Here is a 13,604-nt window from a genome sequence, read left to right on the forward strand (position 1 = left end):
GTACTTTACATTAGTTTGCCAAGCCATTACATTAACAAACATATTAGTCGGGGAGCCGCAAGGCTGAGATCACTACTGTGAGACCCGTTGAACCTGATCCAATTAACATTGGCGTAGGGAACTAACTTCGGATCGCCACACTGCTTTTCTCATTGTTGACCGATATTGGTTTTTCAAAACGAGATACCAGCTTGAATCGAATTACTTCCTTGCCATCAATAGGAAGTTGTCGAAATGTCAAACACCAACAAGCCATTATCCCATCACACTCCAAGATCTACGCTTAATGCGGTTTCATCAAATATTGCCAATGTGCTCACCATTGCCGGCTCCGATTCTGGCGGTGGCGCTGGGATTCAAGCCGATATAAAAGCTATCTCCGCTACTGGCAGTTTTGCTTGTTCAGTTATTACCTCATTAACCGCGCAAAATACGCAAGGCGTGAGTGAAATATTGGCGGTTAATGCTGAATTTGTTGGGCTGCAATTGGATGCGGTTTTCTCTGATATTAATATTTCAGCTGTCAAAATTGGCATGTTAAATGACGCCAGTGTGATCAAAGTGATTGCGCAGAAATTACAGCAATATCAACCACAATATGTGGTTTTAGATCCGGTCATGGTTGCGACCAGTGGTGATGCGCTAATTGAAAAAGCGGCCATTCAAATCTTAGTCGATGAGCTTTTTCCTTTTGTCACCGTGCTCACCCCTAATCTTCCTGAAGCCGCGCTGTTATTGGGCTGTGACACGCCAAAATACGAATCTGAGATTGAAGCATTCATCCACAAGTTGCAGTCACATCCTAGATTTAAACAAGTCAAAACCTTACTTAAAGGTGGGCATTTCACCGGTGAGCACAGTTGTGATTGGCTGATTGATGGCAATAAGATCACTCGGTTTTCTCATCCAAGGATAGCCACTAAAAACACTCATGGTACAGGTTGCACGCTATCTTCTGCCATCGCCTCTTATTTAGCACAGGGTATGCCATTAAGTGAGGCAATTAGCCAAGCGAAAATGTATATATCTGACGCACTGACGGCAGCCGATCAGCTTACTGTTGGCAAAGGTTCAGGTCCGGTTCATCATTTTCATGCTTTTTATGGTTAGGCTAAATCATGATTAATATTGATAAGTTGACCTTTCAGTTTGAACCTCAACTACCAGCAATTTTTGAAAACTTAACGGTTGGGTTCAAAGCAAAAAGTTGGACCTGTTTATTAGGTAAAAGTGGTTGTGGCAAAACAACGTTATTAAAACGAATCGCTGGTTTTGAGCACAAGGGTTGCGTACAGAGCGGAAATATAGGTTCTGGAGATCCGCACCGTTTAGATCCTGTCGCGTATATGGGGCAGCAAGATTTATTATTTCCTTGGTTAGATGTGCTGCATAACGTGTGCCTAGAGTCGTATTTAATCTGTGGCAGCATAACCAAAACACAAATTGAGCAAGCCACACAGTTACTGAATAAGCTAGGTTTATCTGGTTATTCTCAGCATTTTCCACATCAATTATCGGGCGGAATGAGGCAGCGAGTCGCCATCGCCAGAACCTTAATGCAAGATAAACCTGTGGTATTAATGGATGAACCTTTTGCAGCGCTTGATGCGGTCACACGCTACGAGTTACAAAAGTTAGCTTGTCAGTTATTAAAAGATAAAACCGTGTTGTTCATTACTCATGATCCACAAGAAGCATTGCGAATTGCTGACCGAATTTTAATTATGAAGGGCACGCCGGCAAAATTGCATGAGGTTGAATTCCACTCGACAAGCTTCCCCCCAAGAGAAACCAGTGCTGAATTGGTTCTAGCCCATAATCAATTATTGCAACGGTTGAGTATTGATAGCATGGAGCAAGCCCATGAATAGTCTTTCAATCAACAAAACAACAAATCCCACTATCAAAACATCATCAAAAATTGCCATGGTGGTGCAAATCGTGACCACGACATTGGTAATACTGTTGTTATGGCAAGCTACCGTGTCGTTGTTTGCTCTGCCAAGTTACATTATTCCTACACCAATCGAGGTTGGCAAAGCATTAGTCGAAAATGCCGATGTACTTCGTGCCAACTCTTTGGTGACGTTACAAGAGATTCTCTTGGGGCTACTGCTAGGTCTGGTGTTTGGGGTGATGTGTTCATTGATTTTATTACTTAATGCTACCGTCAACCGTTGGTTATTACCTTTGCTTATCATTAGCCAAGCGATCCCCGTGTTCGCACTGGCACCGGTATTAATGTTATGGCTAGGTTATGGCATGGCGTCCAAAGTCGTGATGGCGGCAATCATTATTTTTTTTCCAATCACCACTTGTTGTTATGACGGTTTAAAAAACACACCCAAAGGTTATTTAGAACTGGCGCAAACTTTCCAACTGACTAAATGGCAAACCTTACTCAGAGTGAAACTGCCATCGGCATTACCGGCGCTGGCGTCTGGCTTACGAGTGGCGGTGGTGATCGCACCGATCGGGGCCGTGATTGGTGAATGGGTTGGCGCGAGCGCTGGGCTAGGTTATTACATGTTGCAAACTAATGCCCGAATGCAAGTGGCTGATATGTTTGCAGGTTTGTTTATTTTATCGATTATGACGGTCGGGCTGTATTTTTTGACTGACCGTTTGTTACATCATTTCATTCATTGGCCGAACCAAGGCTAAAAACTTATTTAGATTAAAAGGAAAGCATATGCCTCGTATAATCGCAGCAAGATTTAAACACATACTATTCGCCACCGCTTTACTCACTATTACTAGTCAAGCTTACGCCAATGACAAACTGACTGTGATGCTAGATTGGTTCGTAAATCCCAATCACGGCCCGATCATCATTGCACAGCAACAAGGACTATTTAAACAAGAAGGATTGGATGTCACCATTCAAGAACCAGCAGACCCAACATTACCCCCTAAAATGGTTGCGGCAGGAAAGGTAGATATGGCTGTCACTTATGAACCTAATTTTGTGATGGATCTTGCTCAAGGTTTACCGCTGAAACGTTCGGCAACCTTAATTGCGACCCCTTTAAATACAATTTTAACTTTAGATAACGGTAAAATTAATTCAGTCCAAGATTTAAAAGGTAAAACGGTTGGTATCGCGGTGGCTGGTACTGAAGATGCAATGGTGGGTACCATGTTGCGTCATTCAGGTTTAAAGCTTAGTGATATCAAGATGGTAAATGTGGGATGGAATTTATCGGCGTCATTAGCCTCAGGCAAAGTCGATGCAGTGTGGGGCGGGTTGCGTAATTTTGAGCCGAATCAACTGGCAATTGAAAAGGTAAAAGTAAAAGCGTTTTATCCAGAAGAGCACGGCGTACCAAGTTATGAAGAATTGATTTTTGTGGTAAGCCAAAACAGCAAAAAAACGGCCGCCATCGCGAAATTTAATCACGCGTTAACCTTGGCAACGCAATATATCGTTAATCATCCTGACCAAGCTTGGAATAGTTTTAAATCGTACAACCCTAAAACATTAGATACACAGCTTAATCAACACGCTTGGGCTGATACTTTAACTCGTTTTGCATTGCGCCCAACCGCGGCAGATGTTCAGGGTTATAAAGCATTTGCTGATTTTATGTATCAAAATAAAGTGATCAAAACAGCGGTCGATCCTACTCCGTATTTATAATTTTGTGGCGTTAATTACTCAAACTCAAATAAGCATTAAAGGGCTCAATAAATGACAAACTTTACTGGCAAACCTGTGGTAGCAAAGCAATTTATTTCACAACAACTCGATAGATTGCGCCTCAATAAACCTTTAGTGGTGAGCATCACCAATTATGTGGTGATGAACAATACCGCTAATGCTTTGCTGGCAATAGGGGCATCACCGATCATGGCACACAGCCGCGATGAAATGGCAGAAATGATGAGCTTTACTGGATCCTTGGTGATCAATATCGGCACATTAGACTCGATTTGGATTGAACGGATGCGTTTTGCGATCACCCAAGCCAATCATTATCAAAAGCCGATTGTTATCGATCCTGTAGGTTGTGGGGCCAGCAAATTAAGAACTACCGTCGCTCGCGAATTTTGTGACTTGGCGGATAAACTGATTGTACGAGGCAATGCTTCTGAGATTATGGCGCTAGTCGGTATTGATAGCCAAGTAAAAGGGGTGGATGCTCAAGATCCAAGTGAAGCCGCAATGGAGGCTGCGCATAAAGTGATTGCGCAATACCAAGCCAATCATGTTGTGATCTCTGGTGCAGTTGATTATGTCGTGCATCAACAGCAAACATTTCAGTTAAGCAATGGTGATAAATTGATGCCGCAAGTAACAGGAATCGGTTGTACTCATAGTGCCTTAACCGGTGCATTTGCCGCGATTGATTTTGATAATGCAGGCTTATGTGCTACTGCGGTATTAGGTGTAGCAGGCGAACTGGCCGCACAACAAAGTACTGGCCCTGGCAGTTTACAAATGCATTTATTCGATAAGCTCTACCAACTTGATCAACTGGCATTGATCAATACATTGAAATGCCAGCCATATACCGGCCTTACTGCATTGTGATGTGACATCCACTGAGAATAACAAAACAAACTATAGGCTAATAATGAATGCTATTAATCGTTTCGACTATCCACTTTATTTAGTGACCGATGAAACAACGGAAGGAGAAAGCTTACGCCATATCTTGCTGCAAGCATTACAAGGTGGAGTTTCAATCGTTCAAGTGCGACATAAAGATCATAATATCCAAACATTTATTCAACGTACTCAAGTAACCAAACAAGTGATTGATGAGTTTAACCAACAGCAGATAAAACTTAACCTCAAACCAGTACCATTAATTATTAATGATCGCGTTGATGTTGCATTGGCGGTAAACGCAGATGGGGTGCATTTAGGTCAATCGGATATGTCTGCGGTGCTAGCAAGGCAGATCCTTGGCCCAGATAAAATCATAGGTTTAACCGTTGAAAACCAGCAACAATTATCACAAGCCCAGACTCTTCCTATCGATTATTTAGGCATCAGTACTATTTTCAACACCGCAACAAAAACCGACACCCAGTATCAATGGGGTATTAAGGGACTGACTGAAGCGGTACTCGACAGTGATTTACCGTTAGTCGCCATTGGTGGGATCGATAAAAGTAATATTGTGAGTATTGCAAAAACCAAGGTCGATAGTATTGCATTAGTGTCGGCAATCTTTGCTGCCGATTCTCCTAAAGAGGCGACAATCGAGTTATTAGCTTTAATACAAAGTAGTTAAAAGAGGCGGTACTGTATCTATAACTAGTAAACCACTTAATACCTGATCAAGTTGAATCCGCCGAAAATACGCGGTCCCATCCTGGTCGCTTGAGAAAAGGCCATCCATGGCCTTTTACACTTTTCTCTGCATTCAATTTGTATAGGTTATAAAATTACTGGAATTGGTATAAAAAAAGGCCTTAAGACACTGATGTACTAAGGCCCTAGATAGTGCAGGATTAAACGTTTTAAATAACTTAAGCCTTGTGCTTCAAATCAATCTCAATTCTGCCTGCATCTGGATCATTAAACAGATCAACATCCAGTTCATTTTCAGATTTAGCCACAATACAAGTCACTACACTATCACCAGTAATATTCACCGCAGTGCGGATCATATCTAGTAGACGATCGACGCCCATAATCAAGGCAATACCTTCTAATGGTAAACCAACTTGATTAAGCACCATCGCAAGCATAATTAGACCAACACCAGGAACACCCGCGGTACCAACTGAAGCTAGCGTTGCGGTTAAGATCACCGTCATGTAATCGCCAATGCCTAAATCGACATTAAAAGCTTGAGCAATAAAGGCTGTCGCCACACCTTGCATGATAGCGGTACCATCCATGTTGATGGTCGCGCCTAGAGGGATGGTAAAAGAAGCGATCTTATTACTGACACCAAAACGATGTGTTGCGGTTTCCATCGTAACTGGAATGGTGGCGTTAGAAGAGGCGGTAGAGAATGCAAACATGATCGCATCTTTCATTTTCTTCCAAAAAACCAATGGATTTAAGCCCGATAATACTTTGAGCAAAATACTATAAGTAATAAACGCATGGATAAGCAGCGCAGCAACTAACACTAAGAAGTAAGCGGCAAGGTTCGCAATGGAATCTAATCCAAGGCCAGTGAACAGTTTTGCCATTAAGAAGAAGATACCGTAAGGCGCGACTTCCATAAGTAGCGTAACCAGCTTCATAATTACGATGTTTACGTCACTGAAGAACGTTGAAACACGTTGCCCGGCTTCGCCTGAAAGACTGATCGCAACACCAAATAACACCGCAAACACGATAACTTGAAGGGTATTGCCTTGCGACATCGCTGCCATTGGGTTAGTTGGGAACATATCAACAATCACTTGTCCTAACGATGGTGCTTCTGTTGAAGTAAAAGATGCGGCGGATGATAAATCTGCGCCAGAGCCTGGATGAAGAAAGATCCCCATAACCAGCGCTAAAGAAATCGCTAGGGCGGTGGTACCGATATAAAAAGCTAAGGTTTTGCCACCTAATCGGCCTAAAGTGGTGATGTCTTTTAAGGAACTGGTACCACAAACAAGAGAAACAAAGACAAGAGGGATAACTAGCATTTTTAAGCTGGCGATAAATATTTTTCCGCCGACATCAAATAAGCCTTCGACTAAATATTCATTGATAAAAGTGTTGTTACTAAAAAAGGATTGGATAATAAAACCGCATAAGATACCGGCAACCATACCAGTAATAATTCGTGCGGTTAAAGAGCGTTTTGATTTTTTGTTGTCGTTCGTCATGAACAAATCTCCATTAGGTTACTTTGTACAACTTTCAAAGCTGGATCAGACTAGCAGACAAAAAGCAACTTGTAGTCAATTAGTAACAAAATATACCTAACCCGTGTGATTTTGATCACTAAATATAAGCCAATAGCGAAAAATAACAGGGAATAAGTTGCTAAAAAGTTACTTTATCGTGATTTAATGTTGATATGGTACGAAAGGTTAACATTTTGTGGTGCAGTTTCGCTAATCAGAGGAAATATACCACTTAATGGAGACTAAAAGCGGTGAGCGGAATACATCAGGGGGGGGCATACTAATCGAAATAAACAGAACAAAGCGGATAGATCAAAAAAGCCTACATTTCTGTAGGCTTTTTATCTTTAACGGATATTTTATTATCCGATAAAGGAATTGGTGCCCGCTACTGGACTCGAACCAGTGACACCTTGCATGTCATGCAAGTACTCTAACCAACTGAGCTAAGCGGGCAAATTGTGTGCTTATCATTTGCTACCGGAGAGGTAACTTAATAAAAAAGACTTTGAAAAATGGTGCCCGCTACTGGACTCGAACCAGTGACACCTTGCATGTCATGCAAGTACTCTAACCAACTGAGCTAAGCGGGCATTTTTTAAAGCATTCTTTTAAACATTGCTAGTTAAAACAACTCTATAAATAAAATAGGTAAACATAAAACTGCGTTAACGGGGAAGATATTAACCATGCCTTAATCGGGTTGCAAGCAGAAATTTATCACTTTGCGCGTGTTTGTCGCCTTTATGTGCTGTTTGCTGTTTTTTTGCTCTTTTAATGATATTTATGGCATTAAAAAATGAAAAGAGGTCCGCTTAAACTGACCTCAATTCATGTTGTAACTTATTATTTGGAGCTTATAAACGGCCATCGAGTGGAATGATTTTCACCATCTCACCGTTTTTTACCATTTCTACTTGAGGCGGCACTTCGATAAGGCAATTAGCTTCACTCATCGAGCGTAAAATCCCCGAGCCTTGCATGCCAGTGGTGCGCACTTGCAGTTGACCAAATTGATTTAAAGCATAAATACCACGAGTAAACTCAGTACGGCCTAAGCGCGAACGTACCACTTCGGTTGCTTCAGCTTGGATCTTCGGTGCTTGCCAGTTGGTTTCACCTTGCATAAAGCGTAGCGCTGGCTCAACAAACATTAAAAATGACACCATTACCGCCACAGGATTACCTGGTAAACCAAAGAATGGAGTGTCATTGATGTGGCCAAAAGCAAGTGGGCGACCAGGGCGCATGTTGATACGCCAAAAGTTAATCTGACCTATACGCTCTAAGACGGTTTTAATAAAGTCCGCATCGCCAACAGAAACGCCACCTGATGAAATAATCGCATCCGCCTCTGTACTGGCTTTTAACAGTGTCGCTTCTAATGCACTTTCGCAATCTTCAATAATGCCAAGATCAATCACGCTACAACCTAAACGTTGCAACTGCGCCATCACGGTATAGCGATTGGAATCGTAGATACAATTTTTGTTTAACTCGCTACCCGGCGCTTGTACTTCATCACCAGTCGAGAAAACCGCCACTTTCAATTGAGAGAAAAGCGGATATTGACTTAACCCAAGTGAAGCCAGCATGCCAAGTTCTGGTGATTGAATTCGTGTGCCTTTATTAAATACAATGCTATTTTGAGCGAGATCCTCACCGGCATTACGCACGTTTTGTCCTGCTTTAAACTCATTGTTCGACACAGAAAAAGTTACGCGGTCACCAGCTTCGTTGCTTTGACTTTGTTCGCGCATGATAACCGTATCCGCGCCTGAAGGCAGAGGAGCACCAGTCATGATCTTCGCCGCTTGTCCTGCCTCAATAACACCATCAAAACTGCTGCCCGCCATGATCTGTGCCACCACGTCATAATGGTCTAATGACGCTGCAATATCTTGACTGCGAACCGCGTATCCATCCATCGCCGAGTTTTGGTAGGCTGGGACATTAATTGGTGAATGGACGTCTTCCGCGAGGATACGCAAGCGAGCATCGAGCAACGAAGCTGATTCAACCGTCGCTGGCGTTTTTAATGTAGTTAGGATTTTCTCTAAGCCTTGTTCAACCGACAAAAAGGCTGGCGATAAACTATCGCAACTTGCGGCATCGGTTTTTTGTGTTGTTGATGAGGCTAATGGGCGGCACTGAGTGAAGTTGACAATCATGTCACCAATTGCATCCAAATCATTAATGTCCACATGGGGCAGGTGAGTATTCAGTTCTGAGCTATTGGAAGCAACCGCAATAATATTGTCATCATGGGGATGCAGCCAAGGTTTACCCACTTCATCACGATGTAATTCTATTTTTGGAAACGACAGATTTTTACAGCCTTCAACCAAAATGAAATCAAGTTTACTGCAATCAAAGTGCGATAATAAATCAAAGAAATGCGCTTCTTGATCCGGTGTTTCTGTCATTAAAACATGACGATTGCGTGATGCGATCAGCATTTGGTTGGCACCGGCTTTGCGTAAGCGATAACTGTCTTTACCGGGTTTATCGACATCAAAATCATGGTGTGCATGTTTAAATACGCCAATGCGCAGACCTTTTTCGGTCAACCTTGGTAGCAGTGCTTCAAGTAAGGTGGTTTTACCGGTTCCGCTGTAAGCTGCAAAACCAAGAATTGGAATAGGGTATGTGTTCATAATTTACCTTTGGCAGTTATTCTTTGAGATGCTGAGCAAAATCAGCAAGTTGCTCTGGTGTATTAAGGTTAATAAAAGTTTGCTTGAGATCGGAAAAATCGACACGATAGGTATGACACTGGTCATAAAAGGCAATGATCTTTCTTTCATCACGCGCTAAAAAGTCATGCAATTTATCGGCTACTCGGCGGTGATATAAAGTAAAAACCGGCTGATAGAAATCGCCATCGTGCGCAACAAGAATATCGGCATCAGCTTGCCATGCTTGGCAAAAAATTTGTGCTAAATTACTCGGTATATTGGGGCTATCACAAGGCACAAAACCAACCCAGTCATGTTGTTTTGTGTCGGTATGAGTGAGCGCAGCATGAATGCCACCTAACGGTCCAGGGAATTGGGTAAAGGTATCGCTGATCACAGGGGCATACTGTTGATATTGCTTATGACTGCGATTGGCATTAATGGTGATCGAATCGGTTTGAGGCTGTAGCGCTGCTAGCACATATTCAATTAATGGCTTGTCATTTAACTTAACCAAACCTTTATCTACCCCTCCCATACGAGAGCCTTGTCCTCCGGCGAGAATAACCCAATCAATTTTGTCTGGTGTTAGCATATATGCTCTCTATAAATATTCAGTTTGCGTAAAGGTTTGTTGTGGTTGTGGCACTTTGATCAGTTGTAATAAAGGGGATTCTACTAAGGTATGATTTTTTATCCACCATTGCTTAGTACACAGCTCAGTTAATTCATTTTGTTGATGACTGGTGATCACCAAACTGACCCCATTGGCTAACAGTTCTTTTGCCAGTACCGTTAAGCGGGTAATGGATTCAATGTCTAAGCTTGAACTTGGTTCATCCATTAATAATATAGTGGGCTTTGTCACCCAAGCTCGCGCCATCGCAATGCGTTGTTTTTCTCCGCCAGAAAGGACCGAAACATGTTCTTTGGCTAACGTTTCTAACCCCACTTTGCGTAAAGCCGATATAACTTGAGCGCGTTTTTCTTGGCGTGAAAGGGAAGAAAAACGAATCGCATACAACACATTATTGTAAACGGTATCATCAAATAAATAGGGCGTTTGATGTAAGTAAACAATCCTATGCTTATTCGGCGAGAACCAACGAGATAAGCGTGACTGATGCAGGTTTAATTGACCAGAGGTGGGTTGCAACAGCCCTGATAATACTTTTAATAATGTGGTTTTTCCCACGCCATTATCGCCGCGTAAATAGACGGCTTCATTGGGCATCAATTGCAACTTAGGGATATGAAAAAGCATCTTATCCTTAAATTGCATGGTTAAATTATTGGCATGTAAAGGGATCATAGTTGCGTATACCACCAGCAAGTAAAAAAAAATACCATCTTGTTGTTTACTTTAATTATTTTTTTATTGTATTAGGTTGCTTGAGTGTCCACTTCTTGTAAATCAGCAATGACAATTTGCACGCATTAAGTGCGTAAGTAACCTTGTCCTTTGGCAGAAGTGAGTGAAAAATTGAGTATCAAGGCTAATAATAATAGAACCATTCCTAAAGCAACACCTTGAGCAAACGCGCCTTTCTGACTTTCTAATGCGATTGCGGTCGGAATGTTTCGGGTGGAATTTAAAATATTACCTCCCACCATCATAGAGCAGCCCACTTCAGTAATAATGCGTGAAAACCCTGCCACAACCGCGGCAAAAAGCGGAAAGCGAGTTTCCCATAGTAAGGTCATTAAAATTCGAAAACGATTGACGCCTAATGTGTAAGAAGTTTCGATAGAACGACGGTCACTATTTTGAAACGCGCCGTACATCATCGAGACTAAAATAGGAAAACAAATCAGCATCTGACCTAAGATCATCGCTTTTTGGGTAAACAACATTTGCCAATCCCCCAAAGGACCGGCGCGTGACAGAATCATATAAAGCAACAGACCAATTACTACAGTAGGGACAGCTTGTAGTGTATGGATAAAAGAGAGCAACATCCAGCGGCCCGGAAACTCGGTGTACGCGAGTATAAAAGCAAACAGAATCGACGGGATGATAACCATTAGAATGGCAGAAAAAGACACCATAAATGACACTCTGACGACCTTCCATAAGTTAGGGTCAAAGTTCATTAATAGGTGTACCGCATCCACTGTGGTTTGCCAGAGTTGCATTCTTATCTCTCTATTTAAGCAATTATTCGTTTATACCCAAAGTAATACGCGCATTATTTACCGTCGTAGCTTGCAGTAAACAATTGCTTACCTTGCATTTGATAAGCATTAATGAGTTGCTGTCCATGTTTTGAGATCAACCAGTTACTAAAGTCACGCGCACCTTTAGTGTTCAATTGAGTATAACGCTCAGGATTAACTAAGATAACTTGGTATGGATTAAACAGCACCTTGTCACCTTCTACTAGAATTTCAAGATCCAGCTTGGTTTTATAAGCGATCCAAGTGCCGCGGTCGGTTAGGGTATAAGCTTGCAGCTCAGAAGCCATATTCAAGGTTGGGCCCATGCCTTGGCCAACGGATTTGAATTCAGAAAAGCTAGTCGGGTTAATACCCAGTTGTTTCCAAATCCCTTTTTCTTTTTTATCCGTACCCGAATCATCGCCACGAGAAACAAATTTAGCGTTATCTGTCGCAATGGTTTTAAATGCGTCTTGCGCAGATTTATTGCCTTTGATTTTGGCCGGGTCCGATTTTGGCCCCACAATCACAAAGTCGTTATACATTAAGTGATGAGGCTCAACCCCAAATCCTTTATCAATAAATGCCGCTTCTGCGCCAGGGGCATGAGTCATGACTAAGTCCACATCGCCATTTTCACCCATTTTTAGGGCTTTACCGGTACCAACAGCAATCACATCCACGGTGTAACCGGTTTCTGATTTGAATTTTGGTAATAAATACCCCAGTAAACCCGAGTTTTCAGTACTGGTGGTGGTGGCTAAACGAATTGTTTTTGAATCTTGAGCTTGAGCGGTTGAAGTAAAAGCAGCAAGGCAAAGTAGGGCCGTTGCCCAAAAACGCATTTTCATAAAAAATTCCATCTTTAGTGATAAGAAAAATGACTTCATAGAGTCGGTTATAGTTGAATCAATGTACAAAAAACACTTTATTGAACACCAATTCCATATTGAATTTATTTTTGACCTTTAACATCAAAGTCAATTTTTTCAACTCCGGAAAAGACTTGAAAACGCAGTCCTTTAGCGCGAGCTATGGTGGTGATACCAAATTGTTTGGCCAAATCGAGTCCCATTTGCGTCACGCCAGAGCGCGATAGTAAGGTTGGAATGCCCATTTGAGCCACTTTGATCACCATTTCAGAGGTTAATCGGCCAGTGGTATAAAATACCAGTTCTTGTCCCGATTGTTGTTTAAGCCACAGTTCGCCGGCTAGTGTATCAACCGCATTATGACGACCAACATCTTCAACAAATGATAGGATTTCATCGCCGCGACATACCGCGCAACCATGTACCGCTCCGGCCTTTTTGTAGGTATCATTAAAATGGGTTAACGCTTCAAGGGTGCGATAAATATCGGATTGTTTTAATGCCACCTGCGGCACTTGGTAGCTTTCGAGTTCTGCCATGACATTGCCATACATGGTGCCTTGACCACACCCTGAAGTAACGGTTTTTTTCTCTAATGCTTTATCAAGGTGATCGATATTCTCATTAGTCACTACCGCCGCGCTATTGGTTTCCCAATCAATAATGATCGATTCTAATGATTTAGGATCATGCAAAAATCCTTGGTTTTTTAAATAACCCAGCACTAACGCATCAGGCCTTGAGCCTAACGTCATTAAGGTCACGATTTCTTTCCAATTTAACAATACGGTTAATGGTCTTTCGCAAGCCACTTGTTTGATAAGCTTTTCGCCGTATTCATCAAACACTTCGACTTGTTGGGTTTGCACCGGTACCACACCGGTTTTAATTATGCTTGGAAAGTCAGACACGGTAATTCCCTATGATAAAGCGAGAAATTAAGCCTACAATTGATGTTCAGGCAGACGATAAAAAATAATAATAAGCGATTAAACACAGTAAACATCTATCACTAAATGATAGTATTTCCTTATTATGAGTGTGTTTGATGATTTAAATCAATTTATTACTCGCAAGCCTAAAACAAAAT

The 13,604-nt window shown here is 41.9% G+C and carries 13 protein-coding genes, 2 tRNA genes and 1 riboswitch; of the genes, 6 read left to right on the plus strand and 9 right to left on the minus strand.

Features of this window, described 5'->3' with window-relative positions; translation table 11 throughout:
* The first annotated feature begins 38 nt into the window (after positions 1-38).
* A riboswitch (TPP riboswitch) is annotated at positions 39-137 on the plus strand.
* A 97-nt stretch (positions 138-234) separates the two neighbouring features.
* The 6 genes from thiD to thiE are packed head-to-tail and all read left to right on the plus strand — an operon-like array spanning position 235 to position 5,243.
* Positions 235-1,110 (plus strand): bifunctional hydroxymethylpyrimidine kinase/phosphomethylpyrimidine kinase, encoded by an 876-nt coding sequence (gene thiD / locus GFB47_RS05670; RefSeq protein WP_153447092.1) that lies wholly within the window; start codon positions 235-237, stop codon positions 1,108-1,110.
* A gap of 8 nt (positions 1,111-1,118) precedes the next feature.
* The gene (locus GFB47_RS05675; protein ID WP_153447093.1) at positions 1,119-1,871 is read left to right on the plus strand and encodes an ABC transporter ATP-binding protein; all 753 of its coding nucleotides are present in this window, start codon (positions 1,119-1,121) and stop codon (positions 1,869-1,871) included.
* Positions 1,864-2,664, plus strand: coding sequence for an ABC transporter permease (locus GFB47_RS05680; protein ID WP_153447094.1), 801 nt, complete (start codon positions 1,864-1,866; stop codon positions 2,662-2,664). The genes GFB47_RS05675 and GFB47_RS05680 overlap by 8 nt, the downstream gene beginning before the upstream one ends.
* Positions 2,665-2,692: 28 nt before the next feature.
* Positions 2,693-3,640, plus strand: coding sequence for an ABC transporter substrate-binding protein (locus tag GFB47_RS05685; RefSeq protein WP_153447095.1), 948 nt, complete (start codon positions 2,693-2,695; stop codon positions 3,638-3,640).
* Between the two features lie 51 nt (positions 3,641-3,691).
* Positions 3,692-4,534 (plus strand): hydroxyethylthiazole kinase, encoded by an 843-nt coding sequence (gene thiM / locus GFB47_RS05690; protein WP_153447096.1) that lies wholly within the window; start codon positions 3,692-3,694, stop codon positions 4,532-4,534.
* A 43-nt stretch (positions 4,535-4,577) separates the two neighbouring features.
* Entirely contained in the window at positions 4,578-5,243 is a 666-nt protein-coding gene (gene thiE, locus GFB47_RS05695) for a thiamine phosphate synthase (protein ID WP_153447097.1), read from the plus strand.
* Between the two features lie 238 nt (positions 5,244-5,481).
* Here thiE and GFB47_RS05700 read toward each other — a convergent pair whose 3' ends face one another.
* The 9 genes from GFB47_RS05700 to GFB47_RS05740 all read right to left on the minus strand — a co-directional run bounded on the left by GFB47_RS05700 (position 5,482) and on the right by GFB47_RS05740 (position 13,425).
* Positions 5,482-6,786: a dicarboxylate/amino acid:cation symporter gene (locus GFB47_RS05700; RefSeq protein WP_153447098.1), complete on the minus strand. Its 1,305-nt coding sequence runs from the start codon at positions 6,784-6,786 to the stop codon at positions 5,482-5,484.
* Positions 6,787-7,186: 400 nt separating this feature from the next.
* Positions 7,187-7,263, minus strand: a tRNA-Val gene (locus tag GFB47_RS05705).
* Positions 7,264-7,323: 60 nt separating this feature from the next.
* A tRNA-Val gene (locus GFB47_RS05710) sits at positions 7,324-7,400 on the minus strand.
* Between the two features lie 264 nt (positions 7,401-7,664).
* Positions 7,665-9,467, minus strand: coding sequence for a bifunctional molybdopterin-guanine dinucleotide biosynthesis adaptor protein MobB/molybdopterin molybdotransferase MoeA (locus GFB47_RS05715; protein WP_178306484.1), 1,803 nt, complete (start codon positions 9,465-9,467; stop codon positions 7,665-7,667).
* Positions 9,468-9,480: 13 nt separating this feature from the next.
* Entirely contained in the window at positions 9,481-10,080 is a 600-nt protein-coding gene (gene mobA, locus GFB47_RS05720) for a molybdenum cofactor guanylyltransferase MobA (RefSeq protein ID WP_153447100.1), read from the minus strand.
* A 9-nt stretch (positions 10,081-10,089) separates the two neighbouring features.
* Positions 10,090-10,797: an ABC transporter ATP-binding protein gene (locus tag GFB47_RS05725; RefSeq protein ID WP_153447101.1), complete on the minus strand. Its 708-nt coding sequence runs from the start codon at positions 10,795-10,797 to the stop codon at positions 10,090-10,092.
* A gap of 125 nt (positions 10,798-10,922) precedes the next feature.
* Positions 10,923-11,621: an ABC transporter permease gene (locus GFB47_RS05730; RefSeq protein WP_153447102.1), complete on the minus strand. Its 699-nt coding sequence runs from the start codon at positions 11,619-11,621 to the stop codon at positions 10,923-10,925.
* A 53-nt stretch (positions 11,622-11,674) separates the two neighbouring features.
* On the minus strand, positions 11,675-12,493 hold the full coding sequence (locus tag GFB47_RS05735) for a substrate-binding domain-containing protein (protein ID WP_407701690.1): 819 nt from the start codon (positions 12,491-12,493) through the stop codon (positions 11,675-11,677).
* Positions 12,494-12,597: 104 nt separating this feature from the next.
* A complete protein-coding gene (locus GFB47_RS05740; protein WP_407701691.1) occupies positions 12,598-13,425 on the minus strand; it encodes a formate dehydrogenase accessory sulfurtransferase FdhD in 828 nt (275 codons plus the stop codon).
* Positions 13,426-13,604 lie beyond the last annotated feature (179 nt).

Origin of the sequence: Vibrio algicola (assembly GCF_009601765.2) — a bacterium.
Classification (GTDB): Bacteria; Pseudomonadota; Gammaproteobacteria; order Enterobacterales; family Vibrionaceae; genus Vibrio; species Vibrio algicola.